The sequence below is a fragment of the Rothia mucilaginosa genome (assembly GCF_019334805.1).
GTDB classification, from domain to species: domain Bacteria; phylum Actinomycetota; class Actinomycetes; order Actinomycetales; family Micrococcaceae; genus Rothia; species Rothia mucilaginosa_C.
The window spans coordinates 780432-800803 of the sequence record NZ_CP079822.1 but is presented as its reverse complement, the minus strand read 5'-3'; the positions used below and the strand labels follow the sequence as shown (position 1 = coordinate 800803).

The 20372-nt window shown below is 60.7% G+C and carries 18 protein-coding genes; 14 read left to right on the top strand and 4 right to left on the bottom strand.

What is annotated here, in order from left to right:
- The first annotated feature begins 9 nt into the window (after positions 1-9).
- The gene (locus tag LPB405_RS03075) at positions 10-444 is read left to right on the top strand and encodes a plasmid stabilization protein (protein ID WP_049341485.1); all 435 of its coding nucleotides are present in this window, start codon (positions 10-12) and stop codon (positions 442-444) included.
- A 129-nt stretch (positions 445-573) separates the two neighbouring features.
- Complete coding sequence (locus LPB405_RS03070) at positions 574-3054, top strand: cell division protein PerM (protein ID WP_219101864.1); 2481 nt, start codon at positions 574-576, stop codon at positions 3052-3054.
- On the opposite strand, the gene LPB405_RS03065 is transcribed toward LPB405_RS03070, so the two are convergent.
- Positions 3051-3641 carry a 4-hydroxyphenylpyruvate dioxygenase gene (locus tag LPB405_RS03065; protein ID WP_219101863.1) on the bottom strand — a complete coding sequence of 197 codons (591 nt, stop codon included), beginning with the start codon at positions 3639-3641 and terminating at the stop codon, positions 3051-3053. The genes LPB405_RS03070 and LPB405_RS03065 overlap by 4 nt on opposite strands.
- A 227-nt stretch (positions 3642-3868) precedes the next feature.
- Here LPB405_RS03065 and purN point away from each other — a divergent pair, with 227 nt between their 5' ends.
- The 5 genes from purN to LPB405_RS03040 all read left to right on the top strand — a co-directional run bounded on the left by purN (position 3869) and on the right by LPB405_RS03040 (position 9726).
- Entirely contained in the window at positions 3869-4450 is a 582-nt protein-coding gene (gene purN / locus LPB405_RS03060; protein ID WP_219102040.1) for a phosphoribosylglycinamide formyltransferase, read from the top strand.
- 211 nt (positions 4451-4661) lie between these two features.
- Positions 4662-6272 (top strand): bifunctional phosphoribosylaminoimidazolecarboxamide formyltransferase/IMP cyclohydrolase, encoded by a 1611-nt coding sequence (gene purH / locus LPB405_RS03055; RefSeq protein ID WP_012904095.1) that lies wholly within the window; start codon positions 4662-4664, stop codon positions 6270-6272.
- A gap of 268 nt (positions 6273-6540) precedes the next feature.
- Positions 6541-7122 (top strand): TetR/AcrR family transcriptional regulator, encoded by a 582-nt coding sequence (locus tag LPB405_RS03050; RefSeq protein WP_070686202.1) that lies wholly within the window; start codon positions 6541-6543, stop codon positions 7120-7122.
- Between the two features lie 244 nt (positions 7123-7366).
- Positions 7367-8641, top strand: coding sequence for a serine hydroxymethyltransferase (gene glyA, locus LPB405_RS03045; protein WP_219101862.1), 1275 nt, complete (start codon positions 7367-7369; stop codon positions 8639-8641).
- Positions 8642-8847: 206 nt separating this feature from the next.
- The gene (locus tag LPB405_RS03040; RefSeq protein WP_005508973.1) at positions 8848-9726 is read left to right on the top strand and encodes a bifunctional methylenetetrahydrofolate dehydrogenase/methenyltetrahydrofolate cyclohydrolase; all 879 of its coding nucleotides are present in this window, start codon (positions 8848-8850) and stop codon (positions 9724-9726) included.
- Between the two features lie 122 nt (positions 9727-9848).
- Here the strand turns inward: LPB405_RS03040 and LPB405_RS03035 are convergent, their stop codons facing one another.
- Positions 9849-10682, bottom strand: a complete 834-nt coding sequence (locus LPB405_RS03035) for a GntR family transcriptional regulator (protein ID WP_049327895.1) — start codon at positions 10680-10682, stop codon at positions 9849-9851.
- Between the two features lie 80 nt (positions 10683-10762).
- Here LPB405_RS03035 and LPB405_RS03030 point away from each other — a divergent pair, with 80 nt between their 5' ends.
- From LPB405_RS03030 to LPB405_RS03020, 3 genes are all read left to right on the top strand, one after another.
- On the top strand, positions 10763-11638 hold the full coding sequence (locus tag LPB405_RS03030; RefSeq protein WP_219101861.1) for an exodeoxyribonuclease III: 876 nt from the start codon (positions 10763-10765) through the stop codon (positions 11636-11638).
- 86 nt (positions 11639-11724) lie between these two features.
- Complete coding sequence (gene trpS, locus LPB405_RS03025; protein WP_044150743.1) at positions 11725-12789, top strand: tryptophan--tRNA ligase; 1065 nt, start codon at positions 11725-11727, stop codon at positions 12787-12789.
- Between the two features lie 51 nt (positions 12790-12840).
- A complete protein-coding gene (locus LPB405_RS03020) occupies positions 12841-13419 on the top strand; it encodes a 2'-5' RNA ligase family protein (protein WP_219101860.1) in 579 nt (192 codons plus the stop codon).
- A gap of 104 nt (positions 13420-13523) precedes the next feature.
- Here the strand turns inward: LPB405_RS03020 and LPB405_RS03015 are convergent, their stop codons facing one another.
- Both LPB405_RS03015 and LPB405_RS03010 read right to left on the bottom strand, forming a co-directional pair.
- A complete protein-coding gene (locus LPB405_RS03015) occupies positions 13524-14927 on the bottom strand; it encodes a hypothetical protein (RefSeq protein WP_257604965.1) in 1404 nt (467 codons plus the stop codon).
- Positions 14928-15278: 351 nt separating this feature from the next.
- The gene (locus tag LPB405_RS03010; RefSeq protein WP_012904083.1) at positions 15279-16388 is read right to left on the bottom strand and encodes a mannose-1-phosphate guanylyltransferase; all 1110 of its coding nucleotides are present in this window, start codon (positions 16386-16388) and stop codon (positions 15279-15281) included.
- A gap of 348 nt (positions 16389-16736) precedes the next feature.
- Here LPB405_RS03010 and sdhC point away from each other — a divergent pair, with 348 nt between their 5' ends.
- From sdhC to LPB405_RS02990, 4 genes are read left to right on the top strand one after another with little or no spacing between them, the layout of a single operon-like run.
- A complete protein-coding gene (sdhC, locus tag LPB405_RS03005; protein ID WP_005506819.1) occupies positions 16737-17195 on the top strand; it encodes a succinate dehydrogenase, cytochrome b556 subunit in 459 nt (152 codons plus the stop codon).
- 3 nt (positions 17196-17198) lie between these two features.
- Positions 17199-17684, top strand: coding sequence for a succinate dehydrogenase hydrophobic membrane anchor subunit (locus LPB405_RS03000; RefSeq protein ID WP_049327899.1), 486 nt, complete (start codon positions 17199-17201; stop codon positions 17682-17684).
- A 51-nt stretch (positions 17685-17735) separates the two neighbouring features.
- Entirely contained in the window at positions 17736-19499 is a 1764-nt protein-coding gene (sdhA, locus tag LPB405_RS02995; RefSeq protein WP_070542594.1) for a succinate dehydrogenase flavoprotein subunit, read from the top strand.
- Position 19500: 1 nt separating this feature from the next.
- Complete coding sequence (locus tag LPB405_RS02990; RefSeq protein WP_005506828.1) at positions 19501-20289, top strand: succinate dehydrogenase iron-sulfur subunit; 789 nt, start codon at positions 19501-19503, stop codon at positions 20287-20289.
- Positions 20290-20372: the final 83 nt, after the last annotated feature.

The following is a 20372-nucleotide window of genomic DNA, read 5'->3' as shown; positions in this document are numbered from 1 at the left end:
ATTAGGGGTATGAATTTCTCCGGTATGCTCCTGGACTCCGACGTTCTTGCGGAGATCCGTAAGGCGGATCCTGACCCCGCCGTGGTCGCTTTTCTGCGCCGCCGCTCGTTCCGACACATGTACATTTCTGTGCTGAGTATTGGTGAGCTGAAGGGCCTGTACCCCTACCCGGAAACTGATCGTTGGATTACCGAACTTCTTGAGCGCTTTGGCGACCACGTTATTAATGTGGATGCGCGCGTGAGCCTCGAGTGGGCTGGCCGTCAGGCGCCGCGTGGCGTGCATGCCGTGGGTCGTGACGATGCCGGTCCGTTGCCTACCGCCGCCCTGGAGGGTCTGATGGCGGCGAGCGCGAGTGCCTATGATTTGGAGCTGATTTCTTCTAAGGCGCAGGTGTACCGTGCCTGGGGCGTTCAGGCTTCCAACCCGTGGACTGAGGATTAAAACTTTGCCGGATGCGCCTCCTCGCGTGCGTCCCTGTATGAATCCCTGTGTGAATAGTTGTGAGAACCCGCTTTCGAGTGTTAATCGGAGGCGGGTTTCGTCGTTAATTCGTGGCATGATTGAAGGACGATGAAAAGCACCTCACCTATCTCTCGTTATTCCATGCCCATGCCTCTGTGGCTTCAGGGTGTTGTTGAGCTAATTGTTACTGCCCTGTTCTCTGCTGTTGCAGTGTTTGCGGCGATGTCTGCCGTGTGGGCGACCAAGGGCTTTGGCGACATGGAGTTCTCCTCCGTGGCCGCCATGTCGGCGCATCTGTGGCTTCTGATTCACGGTGTTCCCCTGGATCTTGCGGCTGCTTTTGGTGCTTCTGCCGGCACGATGACGCTGGTGCCGCTGGGTTTGAGTATTCTGCCGCTGCTGCTCTGTTATCGTTCGGGTCGTCGCCTGGCGCGCGCCTCGTATGAGGGTGAGTTTTTGATTCCGGTGCTGTCCGGTTCGGTGACCTATGCGCTGATTAGTTCGGCGATGTACGGTTGGGCGAGCCCGCATCCGCAGCCTCTTCAGGCGTTGAATGCTGCCCTGGTGCCTTTGGGTATTGTGGTGGCTGGTCTGATGTGGGGTGGCTACCGTGAGGCGCGTTCGCTCTCGCGCATGGTGGGTGTTGATACTGCGGAGCAGATTTCGCAGATGAGTCAGTATTCGCGTTGGGCGGGCTCGTATGCCTGGGCGGTGGTGCGTGCTGCGGTGGTTGCTTTTGTGGCGCTGATTGGTCTGGGTGCGGTGCTTTTGGGTATCGGTATTTTGGCGGGTTGGTCGCAGATTGTTGCCACCTATCAGGAGCTGCACGCGGGCGCTGTGGGTGATACCGCGGTGACTCTGCTGCAGTTGGGTTTCTTGCCGAACCTGGTGATTTATGCGATTGCGTGGTCGACCGGCGCCGGTTTCTCCTTTGGCGCGGGTACCTCGGTTGGTTTGACCAGTAGCGATGTTGGTACTTTGCCGATGCTTCCGATTCTGGGTGCTGTGCCCGAGTCGATGGGCACGGCCGGTCTGTTGGGTCTGCTGGTGCCGCTGGGTGCCGGTGCGATTGCTGGCTGGTGGTTCTTGCGTGAGGGCGAGGATCACCTGGACGAGTGGGTTGCTCTGAAGGTTCCGTTCCGACCGCTGTCTGCGCTGATTTCTGCCGTGGTGCTGGGCGTGATGACCGGTATTCTGACGTCGTTTGGTGCCCTGTGGCTGGGCTGGATTTCGTATGGTTCTCTGGGTATTGGTCGTTTTACGGAGGTTGGGGCTGAGCCGCTGACTTTTGCGGCGCATACCGCATTGACGGTGGGTGCCGGCGTGACGTTTGGTATGTTGCTGAGCCGCGCCCTGGTGCCGGATAGCAGCCGTGAGCTGCCTCGTTTTGCGGATGAGCGCCCGAACCTGGGTGAGCGTCTGATGAGTTTTACTGCCTCGATCCGTGAGCGTTTTGCGCAGAGCCGCGAGCGTTTTGCACAGCGTCGTGAGGAGCGTGCCCAGGAACGGGCAGAGCGTGCGGAGCGTGAGGCTGAGGAAGCCGCAGCACGTGAAGCTCAGGAAGCTGCAGAGCGTGAGGCCGCTGAGCGTGAAGCTGAGGAAGCGGCACGCGCGCAGGATTCCGAGAACGTTGTTGAGGCCGAGCAGTCCGTGGCGTCTGAGCAGTCTGTTGTGTCTGAGGTGGCGACCGGTCATGTCCCGGTGCATCCGCAGGAGCCTGTGGTTGCTGTCCCCGTGGAGGCGACCGAGCAGCTGGCGCAGCGTGCGGCGGCGGACGCTTTCGCTGAGATTGTTGCAGAGCGCGAAGTGTCGGTTGAAGAGCCTGCAGTAGCGGAACCCGCTGTGGACGCTGCTCAGGAGCCGGCTTCCGAAGAGGCTGTTGCTGAAGAGAGCCCCGCTGAGCAGTACGAGCCGATTGAGGCCGTTCAGCAGGTCGATTACCTGCACTCCACCTCCGTACAGGTTGAGGTTGTTGCCGAGCCTGCCTCCAACGAGCGCGCTACGTACGAACACGCTGCGTATGAGCCCGCCCTGTACGCTCATGACCCCTCCGATGAGGAGACCCGCGAGCTGATTCAGGAGCCCGTCTACGAGGCTGCTGAACCTGTGGAGCGTGAGCGCGCTGTCGATGAGTCCGCAGAACAGGCACCGCGCTCGAAGGGCCGCGCGAGCCGCATCATGGCGTACTTCGGTTTTGGCCTTGAACAGCCTGCCGCAGTGCAGGGTGACTCAGGGCAGGGTGACGCAGTGCAGGATAGCTCAGCCGATGCCGCCCGCACTGAATCTGCCACGCAGGATTCCGCGCAGAGCCGTGCCAGCGACCGCGCGCATGAGCGTGAGCAGAAGCGCGAAGCGAAGCGGGCGGCTAAGGCGGCACGCAAGAAGCAGAAGAAGGATTCAGAGCGCGACTTTGTGGACCGCGAGCTGGATGTCCTCTCCGCTGATCAGGCGATGAAGCGCATCTTTGAGGTTCGTAGCCAGACCGGTGTGCTTCCGCTGGTGACCGATGAGGCCTCTACCGTGGAGCTGCCCCCGCTGGATGTCAGCTCCTCGAAGCCCCATGGTTCTAGCGCGCGCACGAAGAACTAACGCGCGGAAGAAGAGCTAGAGCTGGATGCGCCGGTGAGCTTGTCCATCGTGCCCTGGAACTTCTGGTCGCAGGTGTACATGTCGGTCTGAGTCAGCGCGGCGGCGCGGCACTCACGGTACTCCTGCGCGCCGGGCATGAAGGCAAGACCGATGCCGCCGAGCAGGGTCATGGCGCCGTAGATAATGCTGACGCCCGCGGCAATGTAGAAGAACCAGGGGCCGCGGTAGACTGCGGTGCGCACGATCGCAATAATGCTCAGGGTGATGCCGGCGAGCGCGAAGAGGAAGAGCGCCAGGAAAAGCGGCATCGTGGAGAGCACGAAGGAAGACGCTGCAAAAATGACCAGTGCGGCAACGATCAGCATGAGCGAGGTGCGAATATTCGCTTTCTGCTGTTCGATGGGGTCGATGGGCTTGCGCGGCTTCTTACTCTGAGGTCCTCGAGGCTGCGACATCATGTGCTGCGGTGCCTGCTGCGGCGCTCGCGGCGGAACCTGCTGGTTCTGCGGTGCACCGTTGTTCGGGGTGGGCTGCTGCGGCGTGTTATTCGGGTTGTTCTTCGGAGTGTTCTGCGGGGGAGTAGACATACCTATAAGGGTACCGCCCCGCCTGCCCGCGACCTATTGAGTATGCAACCTATTGAGCTCGCGACCTGTTGAGTTTGCGCCCGGCGAACCCCGGCTAACCCTGGCGAGGATTTCTCCCGCCGGGGTTTCTTTGTGCTCGCCTTTGGGCTTTGGGTCTGTTGTGAACCTCGTACCCCTTTGGATAAGGGTGTGAGACGGGTTATACTAGTCGGGTGCGAATTGTGGTTATGGTATCCGGCTCCGGAACGAATCTTCAGTCCATCCTCGACGCCGTAGCGGCGGGCGAGCTTCCCCTCGAAATTGCGGCAGTGGGCGCCGACAAGCCCTGTCTGGGTATTGAACGTGCCCAGGCGGCGGGTGTACCCACTTTCCTGGTGCAGCCCGGCGACTACGCCGACCGCCTCTCCTGGAACCGCGCGCTGGAAGAAAAGATTGCTTCCTACGACCCCGATTACATTGTGTTCGCTGGCTTCATGCGCATTGTTGACGCGCAGCTGGTCGAGCGTTTCAGCAACCGCATTATTAACACCCACCCGGCCCTGCTGCCCTCCTTCCCGGGTGCGCACGGCGTGCGTGACGCCCTGGCGCACGGTGTGAAGATTACCGGCCTGACCGTCCACTTTGTGGATGCGGGCGTTGACACCGGCCCCATCCTCGCCCAGGCGGCAGTGCCCGTTCTGGATGACGACACCGAAGAGACCCTGCACGAACGCATTAAGGTGCAGGAGCGCCGCCTGCTCGTGCAGACCATCGCATCCCTGGCTGAATCTCACGGCGCTGCATCTGACGGCGCTGCATCCGACAGCTAATTCCGCCCACTAGATTTTTGCGGCGGAATGAGCCGAGCTCACACCCCGCCGCCCACACACGTTCCGTTGTGGCACCCGAGTACCCCTGAGGGGAAGGTGCACAGCGGCGGGGAATACCCCCACACATGCCCTGTCTATCCGGGCAGGCTACGTCCATCCACCAGCTGTGCCGCCGAGAACCGGCGTGCACGTCTAAAGCATCGGAGTATTTGTGTCTCTCATTGAGCTCGATCGCGTGCCCCTGCGCCGCGCCCTCATTTCCGTCTACGACAAGACCGGTCTGGAGGAGTTCGCCCGCGGCCTGCACGAGGCTGGCGTCGCGCTGGTCTCCACCGGCTCCACCGCATCCACCATCGCGGCAGCAGGCGTACCCGTCACCGAGGTCACCGAAGTTACCGGTTTCCCCGAGTGCCTCGAAGGGCGCGTGAAGACCCTGCACCCGCGCATCCACGCCGGTATTCTGGCGGACCGCCGCAAGCAGGAGCACATCGACACCCTCGAAGAGCTGGATGTTGAGGCATTCGACCTGGTGGTTGTGAACCTGTACCCCTTCGTTGAGACCGTTGCTTCCGGTGCCGATCAGGACGCCATCATCGAGAAGATCGACATTGGTGGCCCCTCCATGGTTCGCGCTGCCGCGAAGAACCACGACGCCGTCGCTATTGTTGTGGACCCCGCCGACTACGCGCGCACCGTTGAGGCCGCTAAGAACGGTGGCTTCTCCCTGGATGAGCGCCGCCGCCTTGCTGCCGGCGCATTCGCCCACACCGCCGCGTACGATACCGCTGTGGCTACCTGGACCGCATCCCAGTTCCTGCAGGATGAGGACGCTAACTTCTGGCCCCCGTACGCTGGCCTGGGCTTCGAGCGCAGCGAGACCCTGCGTTACGGCGAGAACCCGCACCAGCGTGCCGCCCTGTACGTTGACCCCGCCGCTGCCCCCGGCATTGCTCAGGCGGAGCAGCTGCACGGTAAGGCGATGAGCTACAACAACTACGTTGATGCTGATGCCGCTCTGCGTGCCGCTTACGACTTCGACGAGCCGGCTGTTGCCGTTATCAAGCACAACAACCCCTGCGGTATTGCTGTGGCAACCCCCGGCGCGGCTGACCCGATTGCGGACGCTCACGCGAAGGCGCACGCTTGCGACCCGCTGTCCGCATACGGTGGCGTGATTGCCGCTAACCGCCCGGTGACCGCCGCTATGGCTCAGACCGTCAAGGGCATCTTCACCGAGGTGATCGTGGCTCCCGGCTTCGAGCCCGAGGCGCTGGAGATCCTGCGTGAGAAGAAGAACCTGCGCCTGCTGGTTCTGCCCGAGAACTTTGCCCGCGAGGCTATCGAGTACCGCCCCATTTCCGGTGGCGCACTCTTCCAGGAGGCTGACCGCCTACAGGCTGAGGGTGACGACCCGAAGAACTGGACCCTGGTTGCCGGTGAGCCGGCTGACGAGGCAACCCTGCGTGACCTCGAGTTCGCGTGGCGTGCACTGCGTTCGCCCAAGTCCAACGCTATTCTGCTTGCCGATAACGGTGCCGCCGTGGGCATCGGCATGGGCCAGGTGAACCGCGTGGATTCCTGCAAGCTTTCGGTGGAGCGCGCGAACACTCTCGGCGGTGAAGGTAACGAGCGTGCCCGCGGTGCGGTTGCCGCATCCGACGCGTTCTTCCCCTTCGCTGACGGCCTGCAGGTGCTGCTGGACGCCGGCGTGCGTGCCGTCGTGCACCCGGGCGGTTCGATCCGCGACGAGGAAGTTATCGAGGCGGCTAAGGCTGCTGGCGTGACCATGTACCTGACCGGTACCCGCCACTTCTTCCACTAAACATGTGTAGCGGGCTCAGCGCGCGCTGAGCTACCTGCTGTGAGCGGGGTATTTCCGGGTGAACCTTTTGGTGAGCCTGGGATGCCCCGCTTTTTCATGCTCTCCACCCGAGGCATCTGCGTTGGGGTATTCGCGGTGGGGCATCCGTATTGTGGGCAGTCGTATTTATAGAATTTTTGCTCTATTTTGCGCCGGATTTGCGCATGAGGGCGCGTCAACGGCAACCAGGATGCGCACGGATTGGCTAAAAATTCGCTAGGATTAGGTTGTGCCTAAAGTCAGCGAAGAATACAAAAAGAACAGGCGTTCTCAGATTGTAGAGACCGCCCGCGAATGCTTCATCAAGCACGGTTATCAGAAGGCTTCGATGAGCGAGATTATTGCGGCCACTGGCCTGTCTGCTGGAGCGATTTATAACCACTTCTCCTCCAAGGATGAGATTATCCTGGCGGCAGCCCGCATGGACATGGCGCCCTTCGACCGCATCCGCGCCGAACAGCCCTGGGACTACGTGTTCGGGTGCCTGAAGGTGCTGGACACCCCCAAGATTCGCCGTCACCTGCTCGTCACCTGGGGCGAGGCTGTGGCAATGCCGCAGCTGGCGACCGTGGTGTCTGAACAGCTGAGCTACCTGCGCGATCAGTCCCTGGAACGCTACCGCGCCTGGGGTGCCGCTGAGCTGGACTTCACCGAAGAAGAGCTTGAAGAGTGGCTGACCGTTATCGGTGCCGCGGTGCTGTCGGTGCTGACCGGTTACGTGGTGCAGACCCAGCTGGTGGCTGGCGGTAAGAAGGAGAGCGCTCGCGAGGCGTACCTGGAGTATGCTTCCGCTATCCTGCGTCAGGCGTAGGGTTTGTAGACCCGCGTAGCTACCGCCGATAAGCCTAAAGGCCGGTTTATATGCCCTGCGGTGGCGGTGTAAAACTTCATCGTGATGCTTTGTAAAGCATGTTTTCCTTCTCGAAGGAAAGCGGGCTTTACGGTATTATGAGGTGTAGCTCATATTTTTTCATTCAGGGTTTTCAGCCGCAGACACTGCCGCAGCCCCGATGATGAGCGACCGAAGATAATGCAAAAACACTCCCAGGAGCGTAATGTCCGAGCAGAAGATCCTCGAGATGCCCCTCGCCGACCTTGACCCCGAAGTTGCAGAAGCCATTGAGCTGGAGCGCAAGCGCCAGCAGAACACCCTCGAGATGATTGCATCCGAGAACTTCGTCCCCCGTGCCGTCCTCGAAAGCCAGGGCTCGGTGCTGACCAACAAGTACGCTGAGGGTTACCCCGGCCGCCGCTACTACGGCGGCTGCGAATTCGTTGACATCGTTGAGTCCCTCGCTATTTCCCGCGTGAAGGAACTCTTCGGTGCTGAGCACGCCAACGTTCAGCCTCACTCCGGTGCGCAGGCGAACAACGCCGTCATGCACGCACTGCTGAACCCCGGCGACACCATCATGGGTCTGTCCCTGGCACACGGTGGCCACCTGACCCACGGCATGAAGCTGAACGTCTCCGGCAAGCTGTACCACGTTGTGGCGTACGGCGTGGACGAGTCCGGCCGTGTTGACATGGAGCAGGTGCGTGAACTGGCTCTGGCTGAGCGTCCCAAGCTGATTATTGCCGGCTGGTCCGCGTACCCCCGTCAGCTGGACTTCGCCGCGTTCCGAGCGATTGCTGACGAAATCGGTGCGTACCTGTGGGTGGACATGGCTCACTTCGCGGGCCTGGTGGCTGCGGGTCTGCACCCGAACCCCGTCCCGCACGCACACGTGGTCTCCTCCACCGTGCACAAGACCCTGGGCGGCCCCCGCTCCGGCTTCATCCTCTGCACCGAGGAACTGAAGAAGAAGATTGACTCCGCAGTGTTCCCCGGCCAGCAGGGCGGCCCGCTCATGCACGTGATCGCTGCGAAGGCTACCGCGTTCAAGGTCGCCGCATCTGACGCGTTCAAGGACCGTCAGAAGCGCACCGTTGAGGGCGCACAGATCCTGGCGAACCGCCTGCTGCAGCAGGACATGAAGGACGCCGGCGTGTCGATCGCATCCGGCGGTACTGACGTTCACCTGGTGCTTGTTGACCTGCGCGACCACGCCCTCAACGGTAAGGAAGCAGAGGATCTGCTGCACGCCGCTGGCATTACCGTCAACCGTAACGCCGTGCCGAACGACCCGCGCCCGCCGATGGTGACCTCCGGTCTGCGTATCGGTACCCCCGCTCTGGCGACCCGCGGCTTCGATGCTGAGGGCTTCACCGAGGTAGCCGACATTATTGCTTCCGTACTGCTGCCGAACCCGGACATCGCTGCGCTGCGTGCCCGCGTTGAGGCACTGTGCGCCAAGTACCCCCTCTACCAGGGCAGCGAGAACTGGTAGACCCATGAATGACCCCGTTCGCTCAGCATCCCTTCGTGGGTGCTGAGCGGGCGGGGTTATTTCGCCCTCTTACTTTTTGCCGCTCTACCCACTACATCCGTTGAGGGACGTAGCGGGGGAGTGGCGCCTCTAGGCACACACCCTAGAACTCAACACACAGACCATTCGTTTCGGCGAACCCGCCGCAATCTATGGAAGGAAAAACAATGCCCCAGATTCTAGACGGTAACGCAACCGCCGCAGCCATCAAGGAAGAGCTGAAGGAACGCGTCGAGGCGCTCAAGGCTAAGGGTATTACCCCCGGCCTGGGTACCGTGCTGGTCGGTGACGACCCCGCATCCCGCTCGTACGTGGGCGCTAAGCACCGCGACTGCGCAGAGATCGGTATTAACTCCATCCGTGTGGACCTGCCCGGTGACATCACTCAGGAAGAGCTCGACGCAGAGATCGACAAGCTGAACAACGACCCGGCGTGCACCAGCTACATTGTGCAGTTGCCCCTGCCCAAGCACCTGGACACCAACCGCGTGCTGGAGCGCATCGCCCCCGAGAAGGACGCTGACGGCCTGCACCCGACCAACCTCGGCAAGCTCGTGCTGAACGTTTCTGAGCCGCTGGATTCCCCGCTGCCCTGCACCCCCAACGGTGTCATTGAGCTGGTGAAGCGCCACGGCATCGACTGGAACGGCAAGAACGTTGTGGTGCTCGGCCGCGGCATTACCGTGGGCCGCCCGCTGGGTCTGCTGCTGACCCGCCGCGAGGTGAACGCGACCGCAACCCTGGCGCACACCGGTACCGAGAACCTGGACGAGGTACTGCGCGAGGCTGACGTCATTGTTGCCGCTGTGGGTGTTCCGCACGTGCTGAAGGCTCACCAGGTCAAGGACGGCGCAATCCTGCTGGACGTTGGTGTTTCCCGTGCTGAGGACCCGGAGACCGGCAAGAAGAAGCTATTCGGCGACGTCTCCCCGGAGGCTGCGCAGAAGGCGTCCTGGGTTTCCCCGAACCCCGGCGGTGTGGGCCCGATGACCCGCGCGGAGCTGCTGGTGAACGTGGTTGAGACTGCGGAGCGTCAGGCGGCGTAAGGCCCGCAGCATTTTAGAGCTGAAATATTTCAGAGCTGATAACTCAAAAGGGCGGTGCCCCGGTAGAACAATCTACCGGGGCACCGCCCTTCACACTGTCATCACAAGAGAAAAGGCAGGTGCTAGAGAATCATCTCGTAGAAGTAGGCATCGGCAAGGTACAAGGTCTCTGCGTACTCTACGGGGCTACCTTCTTCGGTGTAGCCGGTCGCGCAGACCTTGAACGCCGCCTCGCCCACGGGAACCTGCTGGTTGAACGCCTCGGCGTCGGCGTCGGTGAAGAGCGCCGCGCTGGTGCGTACGCGGGCGTGCTTAATGGCGTTGGGGGTGTCGGCAAGCTGGTCTAGCGAGCTCATCGCACCGGACATCTCCGCCATCATGGCGTCCAGGATGCTACTTGCGGCGGCCTTGACAAAGTAGGAACGCTCAAAGCCGATGACTTCGTGGTCGGCAAGACGCAGGCGGCGCACGAACAGCACCTGCTCGCCCACCGGCACGGATAGGTGGGTGGAGATCTCTTCGGTGGCGTCCACCCAGCGGGTCGCAATCATGCGGGTGGAGCCCTCAAAACCGCGGCGGCGCATATCGTCAACGAAGGTGTCCACGCGCGGAATGTAGGTGGCGTCGCTACGCTCGGCAACGTAGGTGCCGGAGCCCTGCACGTTGTAGAGCAGGCCGCGTTCAATCAGAACCTTCAGGGCGCTACGAACCGTCTGGCGGCTCACCCCAAAGTTCTGCTGAATCATGCGTTCGGTGGGCAGCTTATCGCCGGGCTTGCCGGGAATAATGTAGCGCTGCTCAATGTAGTGGATGACCTGCTCGTACTTCGGGCCGGGAATCGGGGGTAGCTCGTAGCGGCTCTCAGCGTTGTGAGCGGTACTTTCGGATGCGGTGGTGCCCGCAGAATGTGAGGGGGCACCGTGGTCGGTGGTCTGTGAGGAGTGTGAATTCATCACCCAATAGTTTACCGTTCAGCCAGAGAAAAAACGCGCACGAGTGAAAATTTCTCTTCCTTCAAACTGGCATAATTAAGACTATGCATTTTTCTAACACCCCTGCACCGCGCCCGAGCGGTCTGCTTCGCGTGGCGAGCGTGAATGTGAACGGTATCCGAGCCGCCTACAAGAAGGATATGGCGGCGTGGTTGGCGAGCCGTGACATCGACATTCTCTGCCTGCAGGAGGTGCGCGCCCCCGACGCTATCGTGCGTGAGCTGCTGGACGAATCCCAGTGGCATATTCTGCACGCGGAGGCTGCCGCGAAGGGCCGCGCCGGTGTACTGGTGGCGACCCGCCACACCCCGAACTCGGCCGGTGAAGTCCTGGAGAATCAGCCGGTGGCGACCCGCTCGAATATTGGCGAAGAGTACTTTGACGATTCGGGCCGCTGGGTTGAGGCGGACTACGTTCTGCCCAACGGTAAGACCCTGACCGTGGTCAGCGCCTACGTTCACTCCGGTGAGGTCGGCACCCAGAAGCAGGACGATAAGTACCGCTTCCTGGAGCGCATGCTGGTGCGCATGCCTGAACTGGCAAAGCACTCGGACCACGTGCTCATCGTGGGCGATTTGAACGTGGGCCACACCGAGCTGGACATTAAGAACTGGAAGGCTAACCAGAAGCGTGCCGGCTTCCTGCCGGAGGAACGCGCCTACTTTGACCGCTTCTTCGGCGATATCGGCTACCGCGATGTGGCTCGTGAGCTGGCGGGTCAGGTGCCCGGCCCCTACACCTGGTGGTCTTACCGCGGTAAGGCGTTCGATAATGACGCAGGCTGGCGTATCGACTACCACATGGCGACCCCGGCGCTCGCCGAAAGCGCCGTGGAAGCGGTCGTGGACCGCGCGGCAAGCTACGATGAGCGTTTCAGCGATCACGCGCCGCTCGTGGTTGACTACCGCATCGGTGAGTAAGACGCGGACCCACCTACAGATAAGTTTTTGAAGATGTGCTGCACCGTCCGCAGCACCGCACAGGAAGAACTGCACAGGAAATAACTATGGCAGACGAAAAGAAGCAGGATAAGTCCCTCATCCCTAACGCCTCTCAGCAGAAGGCACGTATCTACTCGGGTGCGCAGCCGTCGGCTGATTCGATGCACCTGGGTAACTACATTGGTGCTGTGAACAACTGGGTGGCGTTGCAGGACGACCCGAATAACGAATGTCTGTTCTTTATCCCGGATATGCACGCCATCACCGTTCCTCAGAACCCCGAGGAGCTGCGTGAGCGTACCCGCCTGACCGCGGCACAGTACATCGCCTCCGGCATTGACCCGACCCGCACCCCGCTGTTCGTGCAGTCGCACGTGCCCGAGCACGCCCAGCTGGCGTGGGTTCTGAACTGCTTCACCGGCTTCGGTGAGGCCTCCCGTATGACCCAGTTCAAGGACAAGTCCCAGAAGCAGGGTGCCGAGAACGCCTCCGTAGGTCTGTTCACCTACCCGATTCTGATGGCTGCCGACATCCTGCTCTACCAGGTGGACGGCGTGCCCGTGGGCGAGGACCAGCGTCAGCACCTGGAGCTGACCCGTAACCTGGCTCAGCGTTTCAACTCCCGTTTCGGTGAGACCTTCGTGGTGCCCGAGCCGGTGATTCTGAAGGAAACCGCTAAGATTTACGACCTGCAGGACCCGACCTCGAAGATGTCCAAGTCTGCAGCCACCGACAAGGGCTTGATCAAGCTTCTGGACACCCCCAAGGCAACCCAGAAGAAGATTAAGTCCGCCGTGACCGATGACGGCTCCGTCATCGCCTACGACCGTGAGGCTAAGCCTGGCGTCTCCAACCTGCTCTCCATCTACTCGGCAATGACCGGCGAGAGCATCGACGAGATTGTGGCACGCTACGAAGGTAAGATGTATGGCCACCTGAAGGTTGACCTTGCCGATATCGTGGTGGAGCGCCTCACCCCGGTGCGTGAGCGTACCCTCGAGCTGATGGACGACCCCGCCGAGCTGGACCGCCTGCTGGCTGTGGGCGCATCCGCTGCGCGTGAGATCGCTACGGTCACCATTGAGAACGTGTACAAGAAGGTTGGCTTCCTGCCTGCCGCCGCAATCTAGCGCGCTGTTCAGCCTGCCCGGCTGAGGCGCCGCATTACCTGCACGATTGAGATGACAGCACAAGAGAACTCTTCGAGCCCCACGACGGCTCCTGTATCCCCGACCCTGAAACCCGGTCGCCGCTACCTGAGCGTTATTGCGCATGTGAGCGGTGAGAATGTTCAGCGCCTGGAAGAGTGGAAGCGCACGGTAGTTGGCGGTGCTGCGGCACCGATTAGCACGCACGTGACCGTGTACCTGACGGAGCTGACAGAATCGCTGCTGGCTGCGGTGCAGTCCCCGCAGTTCCGCGAGGCGCTGGACGCACCGCGTTTTGAGGCGCGCTGGGGTTCGGTGCATTCCTTCCGCCCGGTGACCGAGGTGGAGTACCTGAACCTGGAGGCGGGCAAGACCGAGTTTGAGCAGATTCACCAGAAGCTGGTTGAACTGTTCGGCGCCGGTGCGGCATCCTTCCCGTACGTGCCGCACGTGACCCTGGGCCACGGGCTCACGGAGGAGCAGGTGGCGAATGCCCATGAGGTGTTTGATGCTCTGCCCGCCGAGCAACGCACCTTCACCGTGGATCACCTGCATTACTACTCCTACGACGGGCAGAACTGGGAAGAGATTGGGGTTCTGCCGCTGCGTTAGTGGCTGGCGCATAAACCCTGCATACATAAAGAGAGATGCGACCGATAGGTTATCGGTCGCATCTCTCTTTATGCTTTCGCTCGGTTTATCTCAGCGCGAGAGCCCTAGTGGGAGTGGCCCTCATGAGCCTCGCCGGACTCGTGCGCGTCAGCCGAAGCCGAGGAGGAAGCAGTGCCGTGTGCCTCAGAGCCGTGAGCCTCAGCCTCAACCGGTGCAGCGTTCGAGGAGGAGACACCCAGAATCTCGTTCGGGGTCTTCGGAAGCTCCACGCTCATCAGCTCCTTCGGAGCTGCCGGGTTCGACAGGGACACCGCAATGAGCTTCTTGGTCGCCGGGTCGGTCACGTAGGCGGTCTTACCGTCCACCCACAGCGCCGGACGCTCATCCTGCCACGTCTCAGACTCGGTCCACGCCTCCATTAGCTGTACGGATCCCAGCTCGGCACCGGTCGCCGGATCGAAGATGCGCAGCTTACCGTCGGTGGTCAGTAGCAGCGCCTCACCCTGGGGGCCGCGAGCCAGCGAACGGAAGGTGTAGCTCACGCCAGAGGGCAGGGAGTAGACGGTGCGGGTTGCCGCGACAGTGTCGATGATGGAGAACTTCTCGGGGCGCTCCAGCTTAGCGTCCTTATCGGTCTTGTAGTCCGCCAGAACGTACTGGGAATCAGCCTTACCAGCCTGGTTACCGGAACGCGAGTACGGGTCCTCGGGGTTGGTAATCTTGGTGAACTTACCGTCCTTGTAGACCAGCGCGCCGTCGGTGCAACCGATGGAGAACGCGCCGTCCTTGGCGATAGCTTCACCGTGAACACCGGGGCATGCGGGGCTCTCGAGAACGGTCTTACCCTGCGCATCCACAACAGCGGCACCGGTGCGGGTCTTCGAATCGCCAACCGCTACCAGGTACTGGTCGTTGGGCAGCGGGATTGCGAAGCCGTGGTGCGGCTGCGGCAGGGTGACGGTGGTGGTCTCCAGGGAGGATGCGGTGCGCTTGTCGTGGGTCAGCTTCGCCGGGTCGTACACGGCGAAGGAGCCGGTGCCGTCAGCGAATGCCGCGACCTTGCCGTTGTCCTTGATGACGTGACCGGTGTGGTCAGCTGCAAGAGACAGCGAAGACAGAGACGGGGCGGTGGTGTAGTAGTGCGAGTGGTCGCCGTGCGCTACGGACCATACGCCGGTGTCCAGGAAGGTGTAGCTGTTACCGTCTGCAACGACGAGGTGGCGGTTATCGCCAGCGTCGGAGAGGCGCAGGAAGCCTTCCTTGGGGATGTTTGCGAGCAACTTCATGTCCTTGGCGTCGTAGACGAGCACGCCGCCGTCGTAGGTGATGGCGACGCGGCTTGCCGCGCCCTTGCCTTCGGTGATAGGGGCGGGGGTTGCGCTCGCGGAGGTGGAGGCGCTGGGGCTGGTCTGGGCGTTCTGGGTGGTCTGGGAGCCGCATGCGGTCAGGGCGAGTGCGGCTACTGCGCCGAGTGCGCCGGCACGGGTGAGGAAAAACTTACGGGTCATGTGCATGTACCAAGATTAACATGAGAATGGTTCTCTATAGAAGCTACTCCTTGGCTCGTATCAGAGTCTGGAAGTGCAGTCTGCGTCGGGCCTGCAAGGCGTCCTGCGCTCTTCTCATCTGAGTGGGAATCCCTCAACCGGCCCCACTAGGCAAAAGTCTTGAATCCACCCGCGAAATGACCCAATGACCCATCAGAGCATAATCATCGGGGCATAAGAAAACCGGCTCCCTTCTGAAAAGAAGAGAACCGGTTTCTAGAGGTATCTTGTGCTCGAGCAGGATTCAAGCACTCGCGCGGGGCTAACTACTCAGGGCTAACTGCGCGGGGCTACCTACTCAGAGCCAAAAATTTAGAGGAGGTTGTTCAGGCCTCGCGCCTTGACCTCACCCACTGCATCCTTGACAGCCTGTGCCTTGGAGCGCGGAGCGACCAACAGGGCGTCGGGGGTGTCCACCACAACGATATCGTCGAGGCCAAGGATAGAGATCTTGCGGTCGGTATTCGCGACAATAATGCCGGAACAACCGTGGTTGATAACGTTATCCTTCTCGCCGAGAATGGTCAGCTCTTCGCCGCTCTTCTCGGTGTTCAGGCGTGCCACAGCGTCGAAGTCTCCCACATCGTCCCAGCTGAAGGAACCGGGAACCATTGCAACGTCGCCCGCTGCCGCAGCGGGCTCAGCCACAGCGTAGTCGATAGCGGTCTTGGGCAGGGTCTCCCAGACGCGGTCCATAACAGCCTCACGCTCGGGGGTGTCCCAAGCGTTAGCAATTTCCATGATGCCCGCGTACAGCTCGGGCTCGTTCGCCTCGAGGTGCTTGAGCATCAGAGCCGCCGGTGCCACGAACATGCCTGCGTTCCAGGTGTACTCACCGGAGTCCAGGTACTTCTGTGCGGTAGCGGCATCGGGCTTCTCCACGAAGGTGTCCACAGCCTGAGCGTTGGGGGCGTCCTCAATACCCAGGGACTCGCTGGCGTGGATGTAGCCAAACGCGCTGGAGGGCTCGGTGGGGGTAATACCGATGGTGACAATCTTGCCGGTTGCCGCGGTGATGACAGCTTCGGTCACCACACGGTGGAATTCATCCACGGGGCTGATCACGTGGTCAGCTGCGAAGGAGCCAATGATGGCGTCCGGTTCGCGGCGGTGGATGATAGCGCAAGCCAGGCCGATAGCTGCAGCCGAATCCTTGGGGGAGGGCTCCAGTACCAGGTCAGCGGCACGCAGTTCAGGAATCTGCTGGGTGACCGCATTGGCGTGCGAAGTACCGGTAACCACCATGACGGAACCGTTGCTGAGATCGATGAGACGGTCGTAGGTGTCACGCAACAAGGAATTGCCCGACGAGGTGAGGTCGAGCAGGAACTTCGGGGCGTGCGCGCGGGATAGAGGCCACAAACGCGAGCCAACACCGCCGGCGGGAATAAGCGGGCGGAATCGAGTGAGTGCAGTATTCATCGCTTCAAGAATAGCGGGTCAATTTGTCATATATCGAATTCTTTTAGGTTTTAACCAAAAAGTGTCAGATGGCTCTCATTTAGGCGATGTTTGAGGTTAGGTTAAGGTAAGTCCCGCACAAACACAGGGAAGTAGGCGATATCGCAATAAAAACATGCTCTAATTCCCTTTTAGAACCTGTAAAAAAACCCTAAACAGGGTGTCAGTAAGCTGTGAATTTACCTGATATCTTGGAAGTAACAGACGAACAAAAAGCAGTCGGTGAGCACACAGCTGTGCCTGGAAGCTGGAGCCTAAAAATGCGGTACCAGAACCCAGACGCTCGCCGTCGCAGCAGGAGGTTATTCAGTGTTGAATGGTTCTAAAGGAACCCTCTACCGCGGCCGCTGGGGCATGTGGTCCTGGGTTGCTCATCGCATTACCGGTATCGCGATTTTCTTCTTCCTTCTTGTACACATCCTGGATACTGCCGTCGTGCGTATCTCCCCGGAGGCCTACAATGGCGTACTGAGCCTGTACAAGAACCCCATCATGGGTCTGGGTGAGACCGCGCTTGTCGCCGCCATCGTCTACCACGCGTTCAACGGTATTCGCATTATCCTCATTGACTTCTGGGGTAAGGCAACCAACTCGCACGTGGAGCACATTCAGGCGAAGAACAAGGACGGCAACGTCGAAATCAGCCAGAAGGCAACCTACACGCACATCAAGATTCTCTGGGTTGTGCTTTTCCTCTGGGCAATCACCGTTGCTGGCTTCGCCGCACGTCACCTGCCGATCGTTTTCTCGCACATGGGAGGTCACTAAACTATGGCTACTCCGCTTAAGCCCCGCACCTATGTACCCCGTCTGCGTGACAACCGCATCGACGGTGTGAAGTACAACCGCTCCTCCTCCAAGCGCAACAACTTTGAGATGTTCGCTTGGCTGGGTATGCGCCTGTCCGGCGTCGTACTCGTCGTGCTGATTTTCGGTCACCTGTTCTCCAACCTCATGGTCGGCGACGGCATCCACGCCATCGACTTCGGCTTCGTGGGCGGCAAGTGGGCGAACCCCTTCTGGCAGGTCTGGGATCTGCTGCTGCTCTGGCTGGCTATGCTGCACGGTGCTAACGGTATCCGCGTCATCATCGATGACTACGCAGAGAAGGACCGCCTGCGCGCTTGGTTGAAGATCATCCTCTTCGCAGCATGCGCATTCGTCCTGCTCATTGGTACCCTCACCATCTTCGCGTTCGACCCCTGCCCCTCCGGCGCAGCGGCTGAACTGCTCCCCAGCTTCTGCTCGGCACGCTAACGGCGACGTATCCGAGACAAACGAAAACATCTAAAACACAGAAAGAACATCATGCAGGTACATAAGTACGATGTAGTGATCGTCGGTGCCGGTGGCGCAGGTATGCGTGCCGCCATTGAGGCCGGCCAGCGAGTTCGCACCGCGGTACTGACCAAGCTATACCCCACCCGCTCCCACACCGGTGCGGCACAGGGTGGCATGTGCGCCGCTCTGGCTAACGTTGAAGAGGACAACTGGGAGTGGCACACCTTTGACACCGTCAAGGGTGGCGACTACCTGGTCGACCAGGACGCAGCAGAAATCATGGCTAAGGAAGCTATTGACGCTGTGCTCGACCTGGAAAAGATGGGTCTTCCCTTCAACCGAACCCCCGAAGGCCGCATTGACCAGCGCCGCTTCGGCGGTCACACCCGTGACCACGGTAAGGCTGCTGTGCGCCGCGCGTGCTACGCAGCTGACCGTACCGGCCACATGATTCTGCAGACCCTCTACCAGAACTGCGTTCGCCACAATGTGGAGTTCTACAACGAGTTCTACGTTCTCGACCTGATCCTGGTCAAGGACGAAGAGGGCAAGCCCCGCCCCGCAGGCGTCGTCTCCTACGACCTGGCAACCGGCGAGGTCCACGTCTTCCAGGCTAAGTCCGTGATTTTCGCATCCGGCGGTTGTGGCAAGATCTTCAAGACCACCTCCAACGCACACACCCTCACCGGTGACGGCATGGCTATCGCACTGCGTGCAGGCCTGCCCCTGGAGGACATGGAATTCGTTCAGTTCCACCCGACCGGCCTGGCTGGCCTGGGCATTCTCGTCACCGAGGGTGCTCGTGGTGAAGGCGGTATTCTCCGTAACGCTGACGGTGAGCGCTTCATGGAGCGCTACGCACCCACCATTAAGGACCTCGCACCCCGCGATATCGTGGCACGTGCAATGGCAAACGAGGTGCGCGAAGGCCGCGGCTGCGGTCCCCACAAGGACTACGTGCTGCTGGACCTGACCCACCTGGAGCCCTCGCACATCGACGAGAAGCTGCCGGACATCACCGAGTTCGCTCGTACCTACCTGGCAGTGGAACCGCACCACCAGCCCATCCCGGTGTTCCCCACCGCGCACTACGCAATGGGCGGTATCCCCACCAACAACGAGACCGAGGTCTACCACAACAGCGAAGAGACCATCCCCGGCCTCTACGCAGCTGGTGAGGTTGCTTGTGTGTCCGTCCACGGTGCAAACCGTCTGGGCACCAACTCCCTGCTGGACATCAACGTGTTCGGTAAGCGTGCAGGCCGCAAGGCAGCAGAGTACGCAGCATCCGCTGAGTTCGTACCGGTTCCGGACGACGCAGCAGATCGCGTTCTCAACATGCTCAACGGCATCCTCGAAGGCAAGGGCACCGAGAAGGTCGGCGCTATCCGCGCAGACCTGCAGAAGGCTATGGAAGCTGACATGCAGGTGTTCCGTACCGACGAGACCATCCGCGCAGCACTGGCAACCATCGCTGAATTGGAAGAGCGTTACAAGAACATCTCCATCCAGGACAAGGGCAAGCGCTTCAACCTCGACCTGCTTGAGGCTGTTGAGCTTGGCTTCCTGATTGAGCTGGCAAAGGTCATGTCCGTTGGCGCGCTGCACCGTAAGGAATCCCGTGGTGGTCACTACCGCGAGGACTTCCCCAAGCGTGACGATGTCAACTTCATGAAGCACTCGATGGTCTACCTCGACCCCGAATCCGAGTTTGAGGGTGTCAAGGGCCTGCGATTCGAAACCAAGCCCGTTGTCTACACCCGCTACGAGCCGAAGGAGCGTAAGTACTAAAATGGCTGAAAACGAACTCCCCGAACCGGAATCCGTCAAGCTGTTTGAGGGTATGACCGGCGGCGACTCCGACTCCATCCCCACGTACGATGTGGTCATCAAGATTCGTCGCTACAACCCGGAAGTTTCCTCCGAGGCGTACTGGGATGAATTCCCGCTGACCATGTACCGCACCGACCGCGTGCTGGATGCTCTGCACAAGATCAAGTGGGAAGTAGACGGCTCCGTCTCCTTCCGCCGCTCCTGCGCACACGGCATCTGTGGCTCGGACGCAATGCGCATCAACGGCCGTAACCGCCTGGCTTGCAAGACCCTGCTGAAGGACCTTGACCTGTCCAAGCCGATTACCGTTGAGCCCATCAAGGGTCTGCCCTGCGAAAAGGACCTCATCGTTGACATGGAGCCCTTCTTCCAGGCATACCGCGAAATCATGCCGTTCTTCATCAACGATTCGAACGAGCCTGAGCGTGAGCGCCTGCAGACCATTGAGGACCGTGCACGTTTCGATGACACCACCAAGTGCATCCTCTGTGCAGCATGTACCTCGTCCTGCCCGGTCTTCTGGACCGACGGTCAGTACTTCGGCCCCTCCGCTATCGTGAACGCACACCGCTTCATCTTCGACTCGCGCGATGATGCAGGCGACCTGCGTCTGGAGATCCTCAACGACAAGGAAGGCGTATGGCGTTGCCGTACCACCTTCAACTGCACCGAGGCTTGCCCCCGTGGCATCCAGATCACCAAGGCTATTGCCGAGGTGAAGCAGGCAATCCTGAGCCGCTCGCTCTAATCTGAACACGCGGTATCAGCTGATACAGCATTGACGATTCAAGCCGTCACCCGCACCGGGTGGCGGCTTGAATTGTTTGACAG